This window comes from Sphingomonas sp. AP4-R1 (assembly GCF_013113735.1).
Lineage (GTDB): Bacteria > Pseudomonadota > Alphaproteobacteria > Sphingomonadales > Sphingomonadaceae > Sphingomonas_I.
The window spans coordinates 167226-187109 of sequence record NZ_CP053346.1; the positions used below are offsets into that span (position 1 = coordinate 167226).

General features: G+C 68.8%; 17 protein-coding genes. 5 read left to right on the top strand and 12 right to left on the bottom strand.

What is annotated here, in order from left to right; genetic code table 11:
• Positions 1-16 precede the first annotated feature (16 nt).
• The 3 genes from HL653_RS00730 to HL653_RS00740 all read left to right on the top strand — a co-directional run bounded on the left by HL653_RS00730 (position 17) and on the right by HL653_RS00740 (position 4720).
• Positions 17-1387: a sodium:alanine symporter family protein gene (locus HL653_RS00730; protein WP_171742806.1), complete on the top strand. Its 1371-nt coding sequence runs from the start codon at positions 17-19 to the stop codon at positions 1385-1387.
• 232 nt (positions 1388-1619) lie between these two features.
• Positions 1620-2618, top strand: a complete 999-nt coding sequence (bla, locus tag HL653_RS00735) for a class A beta-lactamase (RefSeq protein ID WP_171742807.1) — start codon at positions 1620-1622, stop codon at positions 2616-2618.
• Between the two features lie 206 nt (positions 2619-2824).
• Positions 2825-4720 carry an HAD-IIIC family phosphatase gene (locus HL653_RS00740; RefSeq protein ID WP_171742808.1) on the top strand — a complete coding sequence of 632 codons (1896 nt, stop codon included), beginning with the start codon at positions 2825-2827 and terminating at the stop codon, positions 4718-4720.
• Positions 4721-4859: 139 nt separating this feature from the next.
• On the opposite strand, the gene HL653_RS00745 is transcribed toward HL653_RS00740, so the two are convergent.
• From HL653_RS00745 to HL653_RS00770, 6 genes are all read right to left on the bottom strand, one after another.
• The gene (locus HL653_RS00745; protein ID WP_171742809.1) at positions 4860-6053 is read right to left on the bottom strand and encodes a hypothetical protein; all 1194 of its coding nucleotides are present in this window, start codon (positions 6051-6053) and stop codon (positions 4860-4862) included.
• A gap of 191 nt (positions 6054-6244) precedes the next feature.
• Positions 6245-7429 carry a glycosyltransferase gene (locus HL653_RS00750; RefSeq protein WP_171742810.1) on the bottom strand — a complete coding sequence of 395 codons (1185 nt, stop codon included), beginning with the start codon at positions 7427-7429 and terminating at the stop codon, positions 6245-6247.
• A gap of 2 nt (positions 7430-7431) precedes the next feature.
• Positions 7432-7938, bottom strand: a complete 507-nt coding sequence (locus HL653_RS00755; RefSeq protein ID WP_171742811.1) for a DUF2141 domain-containing protein — start codon at positions 7936-7938, stop codon at positions 7432-7434.
• Positions 7935-8900 (bottom strand): hypothetical protein, encoded by a 966-nt coding sequence (locus tag HL653_RS00760; protein WP_216599932.1) that lies wholly within the window; start codon positions 8898-8900, stop codon positions 7935-7937. The genes HL653_RS00755 and HL653_RS00760 overlap by 4 nt, the downstream gene beginning before the upstream one ends.
• A gap of 50 nt (positions 8901-8950) precedes the next feature.
• Positions 8951-10099 (bottom strand): glycosyltransferase, encoded by a 1149-nt coding sequence (locus HL653_RS00765; protein WP_171742812.1) that lies wholly within the window; start codon positions 10097-10099, stop codon positions 8951-8953.
• On the bottom strand, positions 10099-10872 hold the full coding sequence (locus HL653_RS00770; RefSeq protein WP_253717408.1) for a DUF2334 domain-containing protein: 774 nt from the start codon (positions 10870-10872) through the stop codon (positions 10099-10101). The genes HL653_RS00765 and HL653_RS00770 overlap by 1 nt, the downstream gene beginning before the upstream one ends.
• A gap of 213 nt (positions 10873-11085) precedes the next feature.
• Between HL653_RS00770 and HL653_RS00775 the strand changes: the two genes are divergently transcribed.
• Positions 11086-12150 carry an endonuclease/exonuclease/phosphatase family protein gene (locus HL653_RS00775; RefSeq protein WP_171742813.1) on the top strand — a complete coding sequence of 355 codons (1065 nt, stop codon included), beginning with the start codon at positions 11086-11088 and terminating at the stop codon, positions 12148-12150.
• Here HL653_RS00775 and HL653_RS00780 read toward each other — a convergent pair.
• The 6 genes from HL653_RS00780 to HL653_RS00805 form a co-directional block, all read right to left on the bottom strand.
• Complete coding sequence (locus HL653_RS00780; protein ID WP_171742814.1) at positions 12122-14479, bottom strand: TonB-dependent receptor; 2358 nt, start codon at positions 14477-14479, stop codon at positions 12122-12124. The two genes, HL653_RS00775 and HL653_RS00780, sit on opposite strands and share 29 nt — an antisense overlap.
• Positions 14439-15395, bottom strand: coding sequence for a FecR domain-containing protein (locus HL653_RS00785; protein WP_171742815.1), 957 nt, complete (start codon positions 15393-15395; stop codon positions 14439-14441). Before HL653_RS00785 ends, HL653_RS00780 begins: the two co-directional genes overlap by 41 nt.
• Before the next feature lie 60 nt (positions 15396-15455).
• Complete coding sequence (locus HL653_RS00790) at positions 15456-15983, bottom strand: RNA polymerase sigma factor (RefSeq protein WP_171742816.1); 528 nt, start codon at positions 15981-15983, stop codon at positions 15456-15458.
• 134 nt (positions 15984-16117) lie between these two features.
• Positions 16118-16504, bottom strand: coding sequence for a nuclear transport factor 2 family protein (locus HL653_RS00795; protein ID WP_171742817.1), 387 nt, complete (start codon positions 16502-16504; stop codon positions 16118-16120).
• Complete coding sequence (locus HL653_RS00800; protein WP_171742818.1) at positions 16501-16701, bottom strand: hypothetical protein; 201 nt, start codon at positions 16699-16701, stop codon at positions 16501-16503. Before HL653_RS00800 ends, HL653_RS00795 begins: the two co-directional genes overlap by 4 nt.
• A 184-nt stretch (positions 16702-16885) precedes the next feature.
• Positions 16886-18271 carry a sugar porter family MFS transporter gene (locus tag HL653_RS00805; protein WP_171742819.1) on the bottom strand — a complete coding sequence of 462 codons (1386 nt, stop codon included), beginning with the start codon at positions 18269-18271 and terminating at the stop codon, positions 16886-16888.
• A 104-nt stretch (positions 18272-18375) separates the two neighbouring features.
• On the opposite strand from HL653_RS00805, the gene xylB reads away from it, so the two are divergent.
• Positions 18376-19833 (top strand): xylulokinase, encoded by a 1458-nt coding sequence (gene xylB / locus HL653_RS00810; protein ID WP_171742820.1) that lies wholly within the window; start codon positions 18376-18378, stop codon positions 19831-19833.
• Positions 19834-19884: the final 51 nt, after the last annotated feature.

Sequence of the window (19884 nt, forward strand, 5' to 3'; positions counted from 1 at the left end):
GGGGCAGATCGCTGCGATGGATGCCTTCGCCCGCTTTATCGACGCGCTCTCCGCCATCGTCTTCTTCAAGATCCATTTCGGATCGATCCAGATCGAGGCGATCGTCCTCTATCTCGCTCTGCCGATGTTGTTCTTCACGCTGTGGCTCGGCTTTCCGAACCTTCGACTGGTGGGCCGGGGCCTCGCCCAGTTGCGCCGCCAGCCGGGAGAGGCCGAGGCGAAGGGCGACACCAGCCAGTTCGGCGCGCTGGCGACGGCGCTGGCGGGCACGATCGGCCTCGGCAATATCGCGGGCGTGGCGGTGGCGCTGACGATGGGCGGGCCGGGCGCGATCTTCTGGATGTTCGTGATCGGCTGGTTCGCGATGACGGTGAAGATGGTCGAGGTGACGCTGGGCCTGAAATACCGGATCACGGATGCGGACGGCCATGTCCATGGCGGGCCGATGTATGTGCTGCGGGAGGTGCTGCGTCGGCGCGGCTGGCCCCGCCTGGGCGTCGCGATCGGCGGCTGTTACGCCTTCTTCGCCCTGTTCGGCGCGATCCCGATGGTGCAGGTGAACCAGAGCTTCGCGCAGGTCTCCACCGTCACCGGCTTCGCCAACGGCTGGGCCTACGGCATCTTCATCGCCGCCGCCGTCGCCTGCGTCACCCTGGGCGGCGCGACGTGGCTGGGCGAGGTGTCGAAGCGCCTGACGCCGGCGAAGGTCGCCATCTATCTCGCCGGCCTCTGCGCGATCCTGATCCTCCACGCCGATGCGATTCCCGCCGCGCTCGCCCAGATCTGGCACGGCGCCTGGGGCGCGGATGCGGCGCAGGGCGGTGCCGTGGGCGCGTTCGTCTCGGGCATGCGCCGCGCCGTCTTCGCGAGCGAGGCGGGTGTCGGATCGGCCGTGATGGCGCACAGCCTCGCCAAGACGGACGAGCCGGTGTCCGAGGGCCTCGTCGCGCTGCTGGAGCCTTTGCTGGGGACGATGCTGGTCTGCTCGCTCGGCGGGCTGGCGCTGGTGGTCGCGGGGACGTGGACGGGCGGGCTGCAGGGGATCGCGATCATGTCCGCTGCCTTCGCGCAGATCTCGCCCTGGTTTCCCTATCTGCTCGCGGTGGTGGTGTTCCTGTTCGCTTACTCCACGCTGGTCGCCTGGGGCTTCTATGGCCTTCAGGCGTGGGGCTATCTCTTCGGCAACGGCCAGCGCGCGCAGATGATCTACAAGGTACTGTACGTGGCCGCTTTGCCGCCGGCCGCCGCAATCGATCTGGGCCATGTGATCGGCATCGTCGACTGCAGCTTCTTCCTGATGGCGATCCCCAACGTGATCGCCCTCTTCCTCTGCGCCGGCGAGATGCGGCGCGACCTGCGCGCGTTCGAGGCCAGCGACGCGCGATAGGGCGTGGTGATCTCCCCTCCCGCTTGCGGGAGGGGTCGGGGGTGGGCACCCCCACTCAACGCAAATGCGCCGGTCAAGGGCAGGACAGCCCACCCCAAACCCCTCCCGCAGGCGGGAGGGACTTAAACGCGCGCTCTGCGCCAGCCCGAAGCCCCCGTGCGATCTATGAAGCGCCGGACTCTTGCACCCCGGCCCGTGCGGGATTCTAATGCGCCCACGGCCGGGAGGATATGTGAAGCGACTGCTGTGGGCGGCGGTGACCGTCGCGATGCTCGGGATTCCCGTTACAGGCGGCGCGGAGACGCCCGAAGAGACGCGGCTCGCCCCGCCCTCCACCGCGCGCAACCTCCCCACGCTGGCGATGCTGCGGACCAAGCTGGATGCCGAGGCGAGCAGCGGCAAGGCGCGCGTCGGTCTCGCCGCGATCGACATCAGCACCGGCGACATGGTCTCCGTGAACGGCGACCAGCATTTCCCGATGGCCAGCACCGTGAAGGTCGCCATCGCCGCCGCCTTCCTCCACGGCGTCCAGCAGGGCCGCCTGTCGCTCGACGCGATGTATCGCCTGCCCCCGGCGCAGCGGCAGGCCGCGCGCGGGCTCGGCGACATGCGGCTGCACGGGCGCCCGCTGTCGGGCGCCGAGCTGATGGACCTGATGCTGATCCGCAGCGACAATGCCGCCGCCGACACGTTGCTGTACGCGATCGGCGGCACGCGCGCCTTGGGCACCTGGCTGGACAATGCGGGCATCGCCGGCCAGCGCGTCGATCGATCGATCGCGGAATTGCTGCGCGATCACGAGACGAAGAAGCGCATTCGCGTCGGCAAGGGCAAGAGGCGCCGCTGGATCACCGTGTCCGTCCCCCGCGCCGCCCCCGTGGGCGACAAGCGCGACAGCTCCACGCCCGAGGCGATGGTCGCTTTGCTCGCGAAGCTGCGCAACGGCGAGCTGCTGGATGCCCGGCGCACCACCTATCTGTTCGACGTGATGGAGCGCTGCCGCACCGGGCCGGGCCGCATCCGGGGCCTCCTGCCCGCCGGCACGCGCGTGGCGCACAAGACCGGCACGATGAACGGCATCACCGACGATGTCGGCATCGTCACCTTGCCCAATGGCCACGATCTGGCGGTGGCGATCTTCGAGACGGGCAGCGGCGGATCGCGCGCGCACGATCGCAAGATCGCCCAGCTCTCGCGCATCCTCTACGATCATTTCAGCGCGACGTCGTGATGCCTGTCGGCGCAGAGCGCGGCACCAGCCGAAATGCGCCCCTTCGGCGCATTTCACGAACCGGCTAACATCCCGCATATTGCAGGTGCGAAGAGACGGGCGCATAATGGTTACCGAATAGGCTTTCCGCTATTTTCCGGCGGAGAATCGATGTGGCGGCCAAGCTGTCACGTAGATTTCACACACCTGGGTCGAGGACCTCCGTGATGTCCGAGTATGCGAGCTTGAAGATCTTCGAAGCGACCGCCGCGATCAAGCTCGTCGTCTGGGACATGGACGACACCTTCTGGCACGGAACTCTGTCGGAAGGCGGCGTCACGCTGATCGACCGCAACATATCTATCGTCCGCGAGCTGGTCGATCGCGGCATCATGTCCTCCATCTCGTCCAAGAACGAGCATGAGGCGGTGAAGCAGGTGCTGGCGGACGCCGGCATCTGGGACCTGTTCGTCTTCCCCCAGATTTCGTGGAACGCCAAGGGCGGCGCGCTCGAGACGATCATCAACCACGCCAATCTGCGCGCGGACAACATCCTGTTCGTCGACGACAATCCGATCAATCTGGAAGAAATCCGCTTCCGCTTCCCGACGATGATGGTCGCGCATCCGGATGAGGTGCTGGAAGGGCTGCTCGATCTGCCGCAGGCCAAGGGCAAGGACGATCGCAAGCATTCCCGCCTCGAACAGTACAAGAATCTCGAGAAGAAGGTGTCCGAGCAGACCGGCACCACGCTCAGCAACGAGGATTTCCTGCGCCAGTGCGAGGTGAAGCTCTCGTTCGATTTCGACGTGGAGGCGCATTTCGATCGCATCGTCGAACTGGTGAACCGGTCGAACCAGCTCAATTACACGAAGGTGCGGCTGGAGACGGACGAGGCCATCGCCGATTTCCGGGCGAAGCTGCAGCGCCACGACATCATGTCCGCCGCCATCTCGGCCCGCGACCGCTACGGCGATCACGGCATGATCGGCTTCTACATGCAGCATAAGGACGAGCGGCAGAACCGCCTGATCCATTATGTCTGGTCGTGCCGGATGATGAACGCCGGGCTCGAACAATATGTGTATGAGCGGATCGGATCGCCCGACATCACGGTCGCCGAGCCCGTCTCCAACCCGATCGTGACCTTCCCGAAGATCGACTGGATCGAGGAGGTCGCCGCGAATGACGATGGCGGCGCGTCGGCGCTGGCCGCGCAGCAATTGCTGCTGATCGGCAGCTGCGATCTGAGCGCCGTCGCCAGCTATTGCAGCCGCGATCGCCGCGAATATGTGAACGCCGTCAAGAACGACATCATGACGCGCTGCGACGATTTCGGCTTCATCCTGAACGATCCCGCCAAGGTCGCCGCCTCGTCCGTGATCGAGACGCTGCCCGCCTGGGGCCGCGACGAATTCCTCGATTTCCATCGGGAGCTGCCGCAGCGCGACGTCGTCATCATCTCGCTCTCGGCGGCTCTGCGCGGCGCGCATCTGGTGACATCGGACGATGTGGTGGTGCGCGTCCACCCCAACGGGCTGGGCGAGCATATCGATGCCCATCCGTGGGAAGAATTCCTCGCCCCCTGCAGCTTCTACGGGCTGGACCTGACGCAGAAGCTGGCGCTGCTGAACGAATCGTTCGACCATGTCCGCCGCACCGCCAAGCCGGGCGCGCAGATCTTCGTGCTGGGCGCCAACACGCGCGATGCGGCCATGCCGCTCTCCGCGACCGATCGCGAACTGATGACCACCTACAATGCGGTGTGCGAGGCCTATTGCGCGCCTCTCGCCGACTGGCATTATGTGTCGATCGACGCGGTGGTGCCGAAGGAGCAGCTGGTCGACGACCGCCATTATACGCGCATCGGCTATTTCGCGATCGCGACCGACATCAACCGCCGGATCGCCGAAGCCGCGCCCGCGATCGAGGCCGCAGGCGAGGCTCCGCATGCGGCAGCGGCCAGCGGCCGACCGTTCGATCTGGTGAAGGCGATCCGCGCCGGCCAACGGCTGAGCCGCTTCACCGTCTTCGGCCCGGAGCGCAAGGATCAGGGCATGATCGCCCTCTCGCGCCGCGTGCTGAACCGCAGCCTGAAGCGGGTCGTCGCCGCCGTCCGCTGAGAGGAAAAAGCTCCGCGCCCGGCTCTCAGCTCTTCGTGCTCCTGCGAAAGCAGGAGCCCAGGGCTGCAACCGTCACGCTCGAAGCTCTGGGCTCCTGCGTTCGCAGGAGCACCGCAGAAAAGCGCGCAACCGACGCCTCTCACGCCATCGCGAAAGCGCGCTGCGGCTCCGGCCAGGGGATGCCCGCCACCTCGGCGATCGCCTTCGCCGCGCGATCGGATGAGGGCGTGTCGCGCAGATCGAAGCTGTAGCGGAACAGCCGCTCCTGGACCGGACGGTAGAGATCGGTCTGCTCCGACCGCGCCGTGGCCAGCGCGGCGCCCAGATCCGCGACGCGATCGATCACGGGGCCGGCCGCCCAGTGCGCGAAATTGGCGTCGCCCCGCCACGCCACCTTGTGCGCGTTCAGGAACACGCACGGGCGCGGGCGATAGAGGAATTCATAGACCTGGCTGCTGACGTCCCCGAGATAGATGTCGGCGCGGTTGGTATAGGCCATCGTCGTCGAGGCGCGGCTACCCAGATCGATATGGATATTCGGCGCGCGCAGATAACGCTGGTCGATCGGGCCCGCGCGATCGATCCGGAGCTTGTCGATCGTCAGCACGAACGGGCGCTCGTAGAGCATCACGTGCGGCGCGAAGATCAGCTGATACTCCTCATGCTCGACGAACCAGTCCAGCACCTGCCGGCCCATCTTGTACCAGGAGGAGAGATGCGGCGAGACGTGCGGATTGTAGAGGACGATCGGGCGATCATCGTCGATCAGGCCGTGGGCCCTGGCGGGCTCGGCCATGTCGAACTTCGGATAGCCGACGATGCTGACGCGATCGCACGGCACCTTCGCCTCGTTCACCAGCCGGTCGCGGATCTTCGGACCGGAGACGAGCACCTGATCGAACAGGGCGCTGGCCGGATCGAAGCCGATCGCGCGATCGCCCGCGCCGTGCCGGGTATGGACCATCTTCAGATGATCCAGCCCATAGCGCGTCTTCAGGATCAGCGAGGTCTTCTCCGCCACCACCAGCACGTCCAGCGAGCGGAAGAAATCCAGATTGTCGCCATAGATGAGCAATTTGGCGGCGGGCGCGATATATTCGCTCACCCCCGCGATGATCTTGCTGCGCCGGCTCTTCAGCGTCAGCGGCTGGAGCGTGACGCCCCGGCCGATCGCGCCCGCGGCGAGGCGCGTGACCTCGGCCTGCATGCGCGGATTGGTGGTCGCCAGGATGATCTCGGCGCCGGTGCCCTGGCGGGCCAGCGCGAGCGCGATCGGCAGGCTGTGCGCGACCTGGTGAACCTGATCGTGATTGAAGAGAAATCCGATACGCATGCCCGCATGACGGCGCCGTTCCCCGGCACCGCAGTCCGCATCGGTAACACTCCGGAAATTTTTATCGGGGGCCGTCGTCGCGGCGGTTGTTGCGCGTCGCCCAGCGCAAAAGAGCGACGAACAGGCCCCACGCATCGCACCGGTCGGGCTCGGGCGAGGCCGGTTGGCGCGCCCGCGATTTCCGCCACATCCTAAGCAGCATCGCGCAGCCCCGTCCGCATGGCCAGCGCCTCCGCATAGGTGGCGAACAGGCGCTCGAAATGGGCGTCCATCGTCATCACGCCCGCCGCGTCGCGGCTGGCTTCGGCGCGCTGGTGGGCGGGCATGGTGGCGGCGAAGCGACGGATCGCCTCGGCCAGCGACGTGGTCGAACAGGCGCGGTAGCGGGCGCCCTGCCCCTCCACGAACTGATCCGACGCGCCGCCCTGATCGGGCACGATCAGCGGCAGGCCGCTCGCCTTCGCCTCGGCCGCGACCATGCAGAAGGTCTCCGCCTCGCAGCCGTGGACGAGCGCATCGGCGCTGGCGAGGATCGTGGCGAGGCGCTGGCGATCCGTCTCGGGCCGGCCGAGATAGATGTGCGGATTGCTGCGCGTGGCGCGGATCACGCGCGTGCGATCCCGCCCTTCGCCGAGAACCACGAGGCCGACCGGGTTCGCATAGCCCGCGCCGGTCACCGCCTCGATCACCATCGGCCAGCGCTTTTCCGGCGCATGGCGGCCGAGACCGATCAGCAGGGTGGCATCCGGCCTCAGCCCGCAGCGCGCCAGCAGCTCCGCGCGCAGCGCCTCGTCCCGGCGATCGGGCGAGAAGACGCCCGGCGTGACGCCCATCGGTACCGTGGCCACCTTGCGCAGGCCGCCATCCCGCAGCCGCGCGGACAGGCCGGCGCTCGCGCTCACGACGAGATCGAAGCCGTCGTCCAGGCGACGCAGGTGACGCCAGAACCAGTCAAATCCGCGATCGATCGTGCGCCGGCTCGCGACCGGGCCGAACCAGCGATAGGCGTAGGCCGAGAGCGGATCGGCATGCATCACCAGCGAACGGAGCGCCGGCCCCCGCCACCGCGCCACCATGGCCGGGCTGGACCAGGGCGAGGAGGCCTCGACCACGTCCGGCCGCAGCCGATCGAGCAGGGCATGCAGACGCGGCTCGTCGTCGAAATAATGATAGCGCCGGTCGAGCGGGAAGCGCGGCGCCGCGATCGAGATGATCCGGCCGGCCGGCGCCTCCATCACCACGCCGTCGCGGTCGCCCGGAGCGACGATGATGATCTCCTGCTCGCCCGGCCGCGCCGCCTGCAGCTTGCGCTCCACATAGGTCTTCACGCCGCCGCCGCGCGGGGCATAGAAAGCGCAGATATCCACGATCCGCATCGTCATCCTCCCACCGGCCCGAACGAGAACAGGCCGCGACGATAATTGAGTACGATGGTGAGCTTGGTCGGCCGCGCCTCGGCATGGACGGTGGCGTCGGCCGCCGCCGGGCGCGACAGGCCGAGCTTCGGATTGGCGCTGAAGCCGATTCCGTCCTCGGACAGATCGAAGCGGTGATTGCCGTTGCGATCGTGCAGCAGGCTCAGCGCGTAAGGCCCCGGCGCTGGGGCGCGGATGCAGAGCAAGGCGGGGCCGGCCGCCGGCACCGGCATTTCCACACGGCGGAAGGCCTTGCCCGCATTCAGCAGCACATTGTCGTCCGCCAGGAAATCGGGATCGTTGGCGGGATACAGCTCCAGCTTCAGCAGGCCGACCCGGTCCCTGAGGCCGATCACCGAGACGAGGAAGGCGGGCCCCGGCTCGTTCGCCCGACACCGCCCTTCCGCCTTGCCCAGATCCGGGCTGGAGGCGATGGCCTGGCTCGCCAGCAGCAACAGCGCAGCGATCACGCGCGATCGCCCTGCCGGGCGAGTTCGGCCGCACCGAGCAGCGCGCCCACCACCACATGCGCCGCCACGATCAGCGAGGCCATCAGCGCCATGGCGGCGACGATCTCCCGATCCTGCCCCGCCAGCAAGGCGGCGACGCCCGCGAACACCACATCCTTGTTCGGCACGAACGGCAGGCGCGAGAGCAGCTGCCGCACGGTGCCCAGCAGCAGCCACCAGCCGAGCGCCACGGTCGGCAGGATCATGTGCCACATGCAGGCGGCGAGCAGCGCCATCGCCAGGATGCGCGCGCCGTGCATCAGCGCGATGAAGCGCAGTTCGGCGGGCGGCAGCGTGAACAGCCGGCCGCGCAACGCCAGCATCGCGATCGACGAGCCGAACACCACGATCAGCGACGCGGCGAGCGCCGAGGTGCGGACGCTGGCGCCCAGCAGATCGAAGAAGGGAGCCGCCGCCACCAGCAACATCAGGGTGAAGGCATTGCCCGTCGCCGCGCTCAACACCGCGACATCCTTGATCGCCCCGAACGGCGACGCGGAGATCTCCGCATTGCGGCGAACCCACGCGTAGAAATAGAGCTCGCCCAGATAACCCAGCAGCAATTCATTGCTGACGAGCTTGCGCAGCAGCGCGGACACGCCCCGCACCGGCAGCGCCCACAGGCGGCGGAAGATCACCCATTCCGAAAAGGGCCCGGCGAAATAATAAACGGCGAAGGCCAGCCAGAAGAGCGGCGTGGACGGCATCAGCGCGAGCAGGGCGCGATAATCGACCGTGCGCAGCTGATAGACGACCGCACCCAGGATCAGGATCGAGAAGACCGGGCCGACCCATGCCGCCCACGCCCGATCCTGCCCGGCAAGCGGCGGCGGCGCGAAGGCGGGAGCGATATCGGACAGAAGCGAAGCGCCGGTATCCGAACGGGAAGACGAGAGCGTGGCAGCATCGCTGTGTGCCGACATGGACAAGTGACTCCGAATGTTCCGGTGAGACGGCGCGGACGCGCCCAGCCTCAGCTGACGGGAAGCGGCATGCGCTCTTTTGCGACGCGCCGCAGCGAGCCCCGCATGACCGCGAGATAGAGATCGGACGCGCGCTCGATCGTGAAGCGCTCGGCCTGCCGGAGGGTCAGCGCCGCGTCCTGCCGCGACGGCACGGCGCGCGCGATGGCGCCGGCGAACAGCGCCTCGTCCCGCACGGGAACGAGATCGCCCAGCCGCCCGCCCAGTAGCAGCGCCCCCATGCTCGCGCTGCAATCGGTGGCGACGATCGGCAGCCGCGCCGCCAGCGCCTCGATCACGACGGCGGGCACGCCTTCATAATCGGACGAGAGCAGCAGCACGTCATGCCCGCACAGGATCGTCGCCGGCTCCGGATGATAACCGGGAAAGGAGACGCGCCCGGCGATGCCCAGTTCGGCCGCCAGCGCTTCCAGCCGGGGCCGTTCCGGGCCTTCGCCGATCAGCGCCAGCCGATCCTCCGGCGCCGCCCCGCGCGCGAAGGCGCGCAGCATCAGGGGCAGATTCTTCTGGCGGGCGAGCCGCCCGACCGCGACGAAGCGGCGGCCGCCCTCCATCGGGCGCGCGGGGGCATCACGCAACGTGGCGATCATCGCATGGGACAAGGCCGGATCGGGGATCACCGTGATCCGGTCGCGGTGGACGGCGAGCATCTCGCAGATCTCGTCGACGGCGGAGGCCTCCATCCCGATCACCCGATCGAACAGGCGGCCCTGCACGCGCAGATAGAAACGATAGAGCATGCGCCGCCACCACGGCTTGTCGCGGCGGCGCAGATCGTTGCTGATCTTGGCGACGATCGGCGGGCAGGCCGGCCCCAGCAGCAGCTTCAGCGCGATGGCGATGACCGCATAGGTGTTGCCCGCGCAGAACAGCACGTCCGGCTGCTGCTCGCGCACGACGCGGGGCAGGGTGAGGATCATCCAGATCGCTTCCCAGCGGGCGGGATCGAGGCCGTTCCGGGGCGGCGGGGGAATGATCGGCGCGAGGCCGGCGCCGACATCGTCGCGCATCGTGCCGTCGGCGCGGCCGACGAACAGAGGCGCGTCGATGCCCCGCGCGCGCCATTCACGAACGAGCCGCAGCGCGATCCGCTCGACGCCGCCGGGCTCGTAGCTGTGCAAAAATGTGAGAATCCGCATCAGGTGAGGCTCAGACCAAGCTCGCTATATCGGGTGGGGCGATGCGACCGGACCAGCCGCGCCAGCGACCGATCGATGCTGGAGACGAGCGCGGGCACGCCCAGATCGCCCGGATGGACCGCCAGCCGCGCCACCGGCATGCGCCGCAACACGGGAGGCAAAGCGGCGGCCGCGACCAGCGAGGAGGCGATCCGCATCCGGCTGCGGCTGGCCCAGGTGAGCACCGGTCCGCGACACAGCGTCTCGCCATTTTGCGGGCTCCAGACCTTCCAGTGATCCTCCGCCACCGCGAACCCGCAATCGCCCAGCGCCTCCATCGCGCCTTCGCCATAGAGCCAGGCCGGCGCGACGAAGCCCGCCACCGGACGGCCCGTGATATCCTCCAGCAGAGCGCGCCCGTCGCGCATCCGCCGGCCGGCCGTCTGGCGATCGAGGCCGAGAAACTCGCCCTCGCCCGCCGTCATGTGGCGCGCCTTCAGCCGCGCGACCGGCGAGGCATGATCTTGGGTATCGCGGTGGAACCAGCCATGTACGAAAATGTCGGTGCCGCCTTCGGCCCAGCGGCGGAGCGTGGCCGCGAACGGCGATCCGGCGCGGATCGGCGCCTCCCCCCAATGATCGGGCACGACCAGCAGGGCGATGCGATCGCGGCGGGCATGGCGGCCGAGCAGGTCGAGCAGCCGGCTCACCTCGCTTTCGAAGCGCGGGCCGACATCGTGGATGGACAGAAGCAGCCGCTTTTCCGGCCGCGCCGCATGCTCAGGCATAAGCATGCCCAGCAGTCCGGATCGCCCGGAATAAGCATACCGTGCAGGTTCGGGCCTGCGGGCCAGAGCGCATCATGATCGTGCCTTCCATTGCGGAAGAGACGGCGGCGGCCACGCCCCCCGCAGTTCGGCCCCGGAAAAAAATGATGCATCGGCGATCGGCTGCGGTTCCGCCGCGACGCGCCGTCTTTCGGCATCAGCTCCGCGCCACGAGGCCGTATGAAAATTCTCGTCAGAAGCGCTTTGGCGCTCGCCTGTCTCTCCCTGCTGGGCACCACCTGGTCATGGGCCCGGCGCGACGACACCTATCTGCCGGCGGCGAGCCCGAGCGGGCCAGGCACCGTCTCCGTGCTGACCTACAATGTGCATGGCGCGCCGTGGCCGATCACGTTCGGCCGCTCCGCCAAGCTGCGCCAGATCGCGGACCGGCTGCAGCGGCTGCGCGCGGAAGGGCGCGCACCCGGCGTCATCGTGCTGCAGGAAGCCTTTAGCGGCGACGCGCAGGTGATCCGCAAGACGGCGGGCTATGCCTATACGGCGGTGGGCGCGGGCAAGGACGAGGCTGGCGCCGGCACGATGACGCCGTTCGATCAGGTGTTCGCGGACGGGGCGCGCTGGTGGAAGGGCGAGACGGAGGGCAAGCTGGTCGGTAGCGGTCTGCAGATCCTGTCCGATTATCCGATCCTCGCCGTCCACCGCATGGCGTTTCCCGCCTTCGCCTGCGCGGGCTGGGACTGCCTCGCCAACAAGGGGGCGCTGATGGTGACGTTGGCCGTGCCGGGCGGCCCGCCGGTGGACGTGGTGACCACGCACCTCAACAGCCGCCACGCCTCGGCCGTGCCCGACGCGCGCTCCAATTATGCCTATGGCCGGCAGGTGGAGATGCTCACCGCCTTCATCCGCGCGAAGCACGACCGGGCCCACCCGCTGATCGTGGCGGGCGATTTCAACGTGGGGCCGGTGCCGCCGCGCCGCGAGGCGCTGCTGACCGAAGCGCGGAACTGGGCCGGCGACGAGACGATCCGCGATGCGATGCACGAATATCGCCGCGACGGCGGCCGGATGAGCGCGGACGCCGCTTTCTCCTTCCACCGCGCGCGTGACTGGCAATTCTATGCGGCCGGGACGACGCGCCGGATCGGCCTGCTGGGGATCGAGGTGCCGTTCGGGTTCGAGCCTTCGGGCGGCATGCTCTCCGACCATGTCGGCTATGTCGCGCGCTACCGGCTGGACACGCCGGCCGCCACCGCGCTCGCTACCACGAGCGGGCGAGCGAAAGCGTGAAGGTGCGCGGGCGGAGCGGCGTATATTGCCGCCCGGCCATGATCGAAAAGGGATTGCCGAAGGCGAAGGTATCGCCCTGAATGTCGAGCAGATTGTCGATCCGCCCGCCGATCGTGAGCCGCCCGCGCGAGAAGAAGGCGGCGGTCTGGGCGGTGGCATAATTGCCCATCTGGCGATCGAGATCCTCGTCGAAGAAGAGGCGGGCGCGGCCGATATAGTTGGCCTGCGCGGACAGCCGCGTCGTCCATCCCGCCAGCGGAAATTCGTAGCGCGCGGTCAGGCGCGCCGTGATGTTCGGCGTCACCGGCAGGCGCCGGTCGTCCAGCTTCGATCCGTCCTCGGTCTTCACCAGCAGCGCACGCACATAGGTGGCGCCCGCGCTGATCTGCCAGCGCGGCGCCGGCGTCAGGTCCGCGCTGGCCTCGGCGCCGGTGATCCGCGCGAGGCCCGCATTGCGTGTCGCGACCAGCCCGTTGCTCAGCAGATAATCGGCCTGGATGTGGTTCCATCTCGTATGGAACAGGCTGCCGTTGAGCGTGAGCATGCCGGCGATCGGCTCTCCGCGATAGCCGAGATCGAACGTGCCCAGTTCATCGGAATCGAATCGCCGCGACGTCGCCTCGCCGGCGGCGGCGAGGCCGCCCGGCCGCAGCGCGCGGGCGTAGCGCAGATAGACGAGGTGGTGGGTGGACGGCGCCCATGACAGGGACAGGCTCGGAGACGCGAAGAATTTGGCGAAGCGTGCCGACGTGCCGCCGTGGCGCTCGCTCGCCTCATTATCCGCCACGCTGCGATAGAGGCGCGCGCCCGCCGTGGCGCTGATATGCCGCCAGAGCGGGACCGTCGCCTCGCCGAAGATCGCCATCTCCGTCACGACGCGATCGAGACTCTCGACGGTGAGGGACTGCGTCGTGCCCTCGATCGTGCCGGTGTCGCGGCTGGTGGAGCGCAGATAGGAGGCGCCGAGCAGCCAGCGGGACGAGCCTGCGGGCGAAAGGCGGACTTCGCCGTTGGCGATCGAATAAGCGCGTTGGTCGACGAAGCGGCTGGCACCGGACAGGCCGAAATCCGCCGAGGAATCCGAGGAATCGAGGATCGAATCCACCTGCTGATCCACGTAGCTGCCGGTGGCGAGCAGATCGAGGCCGCCGATCCGCCCGCGCAGCGTGGCGGCGGCTTCCCGGAAATCATTGTCGGCGGGCTCGGCAATGCGCGCGTATCGCTGCACCGTCTCGTCGTCCGTCACATATTGAGTGTCGCGGCTGTTCACGTCCTGCACCGCGCCCGACACGTCCAGCATCCACACCGGATCGATCGCCCAGCCCAGCGCCAGCCTGCCGCCGCGCGTGGTGGTGACGTTCGCATTGCTGCGGCCGTCGATATTGTCGATCCAGCCGCCCTCGCGCGTGTCATAGCCCACGGCGCGGATGGCGAGGCTGTCCGTCGCGATCGGCAGGTTCAGCACCCCCTCCACCCCGCCGCCGATGCCGCCATGCTGGACGGCTTCGCCGCTGAGGCGCACGGCCCCCGCTATGTCGGTCAGATCGGGTTTGCGCGTGACGATCTGGTAGATGCCGCCGAGCGCGCCGGAGCCGTAGAGCGGGCCCTGCGGCCCCTTCAATATCTCGACCTGCTCCATATCGATCAGCCGCAGATCGGGATCGGGCGCGTCGAAGGTGATGCGCGCCTCGTCCAGCTGGACCGCGACCGTCGACTGGCTGTTGCCGTTGAACGGGCTGTCCGCGACGCCGCGGATGAAGGGCCGGTTGCGGCCGGGGCCGAGATTGGTGAGCGAAAGCCCCTCCATCGACAGCGCCAGATCGCGCGAGGCGAGCGAGACCTTGCCTGCATCGGTATCGGCCAGATCGACGCGCGACAGCGACGCCGGAATGCCCTGCAGCAATTGCCGCCTCTTCTGCCCCGTCACGATGATCGGCGCGGCGGGATCCTCGTCGGGCGGGGGCCCGCCTCCTGCCACGACGGGCCGGTCGATCGGCCGCCGCCGCCCGATCAGCGGAAAGGGCTGCGCATGTTCGATCCGGAAGGTGCCGCTGCCGCCGGGAACGGCACGCAGGCCACTGCCGTGCAGCGCCGCGCGCAAGGCGTCCGCGACGGGCATGCGGCCCTTGACGGCCCTGGTCCGGACGGACGCGTCCGCCGCCGTCCAGCCGATCGAGACTCCGGCCTTGTCCGAAATGGCCGACATCGATGCGGCCACGGTGCCGGCGGCGATATCGAACGGAAGATCGTCCGCCGGCGCAGCGGCGGCGGGTGCGGTGACGAGCAGGCTAGCGAGCGGCGGGATCCAGCAGGCGCACGACGCCGCCATGCGTTTCGTAGGAAATCGCCATGAGCCCCGAAAGCGTGTCAAACAGCTTCGAACCGTCCCCAACGACGATCACCCCCGAAAATTGCCGGTCGCGAAGCGCCGGATCCACGGTCACCGTCTTGCCGGAATAGCGCGACAGGTCCGCCGCGACCGCGGAGAGCGGGGCCTCATTATAGACCAGTCGCCCGCGGCGCCAGCTTCCCACATCCTTGCTGGAGATGGTGCGCTTGGTGGCGCTGTGATCGATGTTCAGCGCGATCAGCTGCTCGCCCGCCGCGACGCGCGTGGGCGCGCCATCGGCGGCGCCGACCGAGACATTGCCCTCCGCCACCGCGACTCGCACCGATTCGCCGCCCATCGTCATGCCGAACTGGGTGCCGATATCGGTGACCTTGAAGTCGCCGGCCTTGATCGAGAGCGCGCGCGAGGGATCGTGCGCCACGTCGAAATAGGCCTCGCCCGACGCCAGCTCCAGCGTGCGGGGATCGCCCGTCATCGCCACCAGCCGGGTCGACGGCGCCAGCTCGGCCGAAATGCCGTCGCCGATCGCCACGCGACGCGTCTGCCCGGCACCCGTGCTGTAGACGATGTCGGGCGCGGCGGGGCGCAGCATCGGGATCGACACCGCGACCGCCAGCGCCGCCGCGACCGAACCGTAGAGCCACGGCCGCCGCTTCGTGCGCTCCGGCGCGGAGGCGATCATCGGCTGGGGATCGACGAACCGCTTCAGCTCGGGCGCATGATCGTCCACCGCGCGATCCAGCAGCGCGATCTCGTCATAGGCCTCGCGGTGGCCCGCGTCGGCCTCCAGCCACGCCAGATAGGCGTCCCAGTCCGCGTCCTCATGCTCCAGCGACTGGTGCCAGGCAATCGCCTCGTCCAGCAGCCGTTCATCGATCTCCGACCGCGCGCTCATGGCGAACGACTTTCCCGAACCGTCATCATGATGCAATAGACGCCGCGCACCGCCCCAACCTCAGTCCAGCATCGCGCGGCGCAGATATTTCATCGCGACCGCCATATGCTTCTCGACGCCGCTCTTCGAAATGCCCAGCCGCGCGGCCACGTCGGCGTGGCTCAGCCCCTCGATCTTGTGCAGTTCGAAGGCGCGGCGGGCGCCCTCCGGCAGCGTGGCGATCGCGGAGGCGAGCTGCGCGATCTCCTCCCGATCGAGGATCGCCTCCTCGGCATTGCGGCGCACGTCGGCCGTCTCGACCCCGGAGGGCTGATGGCCGGTCGCCTCGTCGCTCCACAGCCGCTCGCGCCGGGACCGGCGCTGGCTCTCGCGCAGCCGATCGACCACCATGTTCTGCGCGATGCGATAGAGATAGGCGCGTCCGTTCGCCACCGGAGCGCCGGCCGACTGGCGGACCTTGATCCAGAGTTCCTGAAGGAGATCCTCGGCCTCGCCCCGATCGCCGGTGCGGGCAATGAGGAAGCGCAGAAGATCGGCCCGGTACACTCCGTAGAGCGCCGCCAGTTCCTGTGACGTATCCTGCTCCATGCCTTACCGTGGCAGCATCTTTCGCGAACTTCGACCCGATATGCCGGACTGGATCCGGCCGATCCCGTCCCTTCTCTATGCGTCATGGCGATCGGCGCCACCAGCCGCAATCGGAGCGAGCGCCCCGACGCCCGTCACACGATCGTGACGAACAGTTCGGCCTCGATCACCCAGCGCCCCGCCATCCAGCGCCACTTGGCCGCATAGGTGCCGGTCGCGAGCGGCTCGCCGCCCGCCGCCGGAATGCCGGCCCACCTCCCCTGTTCGAACGCGATCGGATGATCGGTCGCGACGACGACCGCCTCGGGCGTCCGCGTGTAGACGGTGCGCGCGGCATCCGCGAATTCGCGCTTCCAGGCCTGGAGCTGCGCCTTCCGGCCGGAGATCACCGCGCTGTCCGTGCCCGTCACCAGCACCACGTCGGGCGCCAGCAGCGGCCCGATCGCGCCGAGATCGGCCTCCGCCAGCGCCCGGTTGAAACCGGCGCGCGCCGCGCGGATCTCCAGCTCCGACGTCATCATGCCTTGGGCGTCACCCAGACGGAGATCGGCGCCACGACCTTGCCGGGGGCGGGCTTGCCCACGTCGACGCGATCCGCCGTGACGCGCTCGCCGCTTTCCAGCGTGAAGGAAGCCCAGGGCTTGGGCATGCGGCCGAAGCTCATCCGCTGGATAGGCTGGCCGGTGGTGGAATTCATGATGGTTGCGATGACTGCCATCGGCGGCCGATAGCCAGCGGCACGCGCACCTGTCCAGCCGGGGCAACCCGCCATTCGGCGCGTTGCGGCACCGGCTCGCTCCCTCACCCGGCCTCCCCACAGCAGATCATAAGGGAAGCCGGGTGGGGGAGCGGGCCGGTGCCGCCTCGAAATGCGCTCTTCCGTGCATTTCGCGAACAGGCTCTCAATCCATCACGACGCCCAGCTTGCGCTCCATCTCCTCCAGCGGAACGCCCTTCGTCTCCGGGAAATAGGCCAGCACGATCACGAACTGCGCGACCATCATCGCGGCGAAGAAGAAGAAAGGCAGGCCGACCGAGACGGCCGCGATGCTGGGGAAGGCGGCCGCGATCACCGCATCGAACCCCCAATGGGTGGAGGCGCCGATCGCGCTGCCGCGCCCCCGCACCGAGGTAGGGAACACCTCCGAGATATAGACCCAGATCACGGCACCCGTGCTGGGCGCGAAGAAAGCGATGAAGCCGATCAGCGCGGGCAGCACGAGCCAGCCTGGCGCCACCGCCGTCATCGCCAGACCCGCCACGACGAGGCACACCGCCATGCCCGCCGATCCGATCAGCAGCAAAGTGCGGCGCCCCAGCCGATCGATCAGCAGCATGCCGACGGCGGTGAAGATGGCGTTGACGACGCCGATGATGATCGCCTGCACATCCGGCGACAGGCTGCCACCCGCCTTCGCGAAGATCTCGTTCAGATAATAAAGCAGGGCGTTGATGCCCGAGAGCTGATTGAACCCGGCGACCATGAAGGCGAGCAGGATCGGCTTGCGGTGGCGGCGCCACGACAATCGCCCCTCGCTCGGCTGCGTACCGGCCGAAACCTCGACCGCATCGGCCTCCTGTTTCGCGCGGGCGCCATCCATGCCGACGCGGCCGAAGGCGGCGATCGCCTCCTCGCGCCGGCCCTTGCCGACCAGCCACCGGGGGCTGTTCGGAATGCGCAGCAGCAGGAGCAGGAAGATCAGGGCCGGCGCGGCCGACACGCCGAATTTCCAGCGCCAGTCGTCCGCCCCCAACGCCAGCGAGGCGATCACCGCGTTGGAGACATAGGCCGCAAGAATGCCGAAGATCACCATGAACTGGAACGAGGCGACCAGCCCGCCGCGCCGGGAGGGCGGTGCCACCTCGGCGATATAGACCGGCGCCAGCACCGACGATCCGCCGACCGCCAGCCCGGCGATCACGCGGAAGGCGACGAGCGAGGTCCAGTCCCACGCGAGCGCGCAGCCCAGGCCGCCCACCACGTAGAACAGCACCAGCACGCGCAGCGTATCGCGGCTGCCGAAACGATCGCCGGGAATGCCCGCCGTCAGCGCGCCGATCAACGTGCCCCACAAGGCCGAGGAGACCGTGACGCCCAGCCAGAAATCGTCGAGCGCGTAGGTGGTGCGCAGCGATTCGGTCGTGCCGGAGATGACCGCCGTATCGAAACCGAACAGCAGGCCCGCGAGCGCGGCGGTGGCGATACAGGCGAGCAGACCGGGGTTGAGCAGCGAAGGCTCTTCTCCCTTGATCGGAGGCAAGGAACCCTGATCCGCCACAACCGCCATAGCTCCGCCTTTATCCGCTCGCTGTTTTCTGCCCTTCCCCAACGCGGCGAGCGACCCACAAGGTCCGTCGCGCGTTCGGGCGGTCAGGCAGCGTAGGACAATCCATGTATCTTGGCATCGATATCGGCACGTCGGGCGTGAAAACGGTGATCATCGACGCGGACGGCCGCGTCGTCGGGCAAGGTCATGCCCCGCTGACCGTATCCCGCCCCCATCCGCTGTGGTCGGAGCAGGATCCGGCGCAGTGGGCCGAGGCGACCGACCAGGCCGTCTGCGCGCTGGATCCCACGCTGCGCGCGGCGGTGAAGGGCATCGGCCTCTCCGGCCAGATGCACGGCGCGGTGACGCTCGACGCGGCCGACCGCGTGCTGCGCCCGGCCATCCTCTGGAACGATGGCCGCTCCGGCCCGCAATGCGCCGAGCTGCTGGAGCGAGAACCGCGCGCGCATGCCATCACCGGCAATGCGATCCTCGCCGGCTTCACCGCGCCCAAATTGCTGTGGCTGGCCGAGCAGGAGCCGGACATCTTCGCCGCGACCCGCACCGTCCTGCTGCCCAAGGACTGGCTGCGCCTGACGATGACCGGCGACAAGCTCTCCGACATGTCGGATGCCAGCGGCACCCTGTGGCTGGACGTCGCCGCGCGCGACTGGTCGGACGAGATGCTCGCGGCCTGCCGCCTGTCCCGCGCCGCGATGCCGGGGCTGGTGGAGGGCAGCGCGCCGGGCGGCCGGCTCTCCGCCACTACGGCCGCGCGCTGGGGCATGTCGCGCGTGCCGGTCGCGGGCGGCGGCGGCGACAATGCGGCGGGCGCGATCGGGCTGGGCGTCATCCGGCCCGGCGACGCCTTCCTGTCGCTCGGCACGTCGGGCGTGATCTTCAGCGTGTCGGACGGCTTCCGCCCCGATGTCGCGCGCGGCGTCCACAGCTTCGCGCATGCCATCCCCGACACGTGGCATCGCATGTCCGTGATGCTGTCGGCGGCCGCCTGTCTCGACTGGGCCGCGGGCGTGCTGGCCTTTGCCGACGTGCCCGCCCTGCTGGCGGCGGCGGAGGACGCGGAGCCGCAATCGAAATTGCTGTTCCTCCCCTATCTCTCGGGCGAGCGCTCGCCCCACGCCGACCCGGACGCGCAGGGCGTGTGGTTCGGCATGACGGGCGCCACCGGCCGGCCCGAACTGGCGCGCGCCGTCCTGGAAGGCGTGGCGATGGGGCTGCGCGACGGGCTGGACGCGCTGGAGGCCGGCAGCGAGCGCATCCGGAGTCTCTCGCTCGCGGGCGGCGGATCGCGCTCGCCGCTCTGGAACCGGATCATCGCCGCGACCCTGAACCGAACGCTGGTCGAACGGGAATCCGCCACGGTCGGCCCCGCATTGGGCGCCGCGCGCCTAGGCCAGCTGGCGGCGGGCGACGGCGACGTGAGCGCGGTGGCCGCCACGCCGGCGGAAATCTCCCGGATCGAGCCCGACGCCACGTTGACGGAGCGGATGGCGGACCAGCAGGTCCGCTTCCGCGCGCTCTATCGCGCGGTGCGGGATCTGTGGACGGGCAAGCCGTCGTGACATCGATGATTCCGCCTTCTCCGGAGCGGATGGGGCGAAATCGCGCCTCGG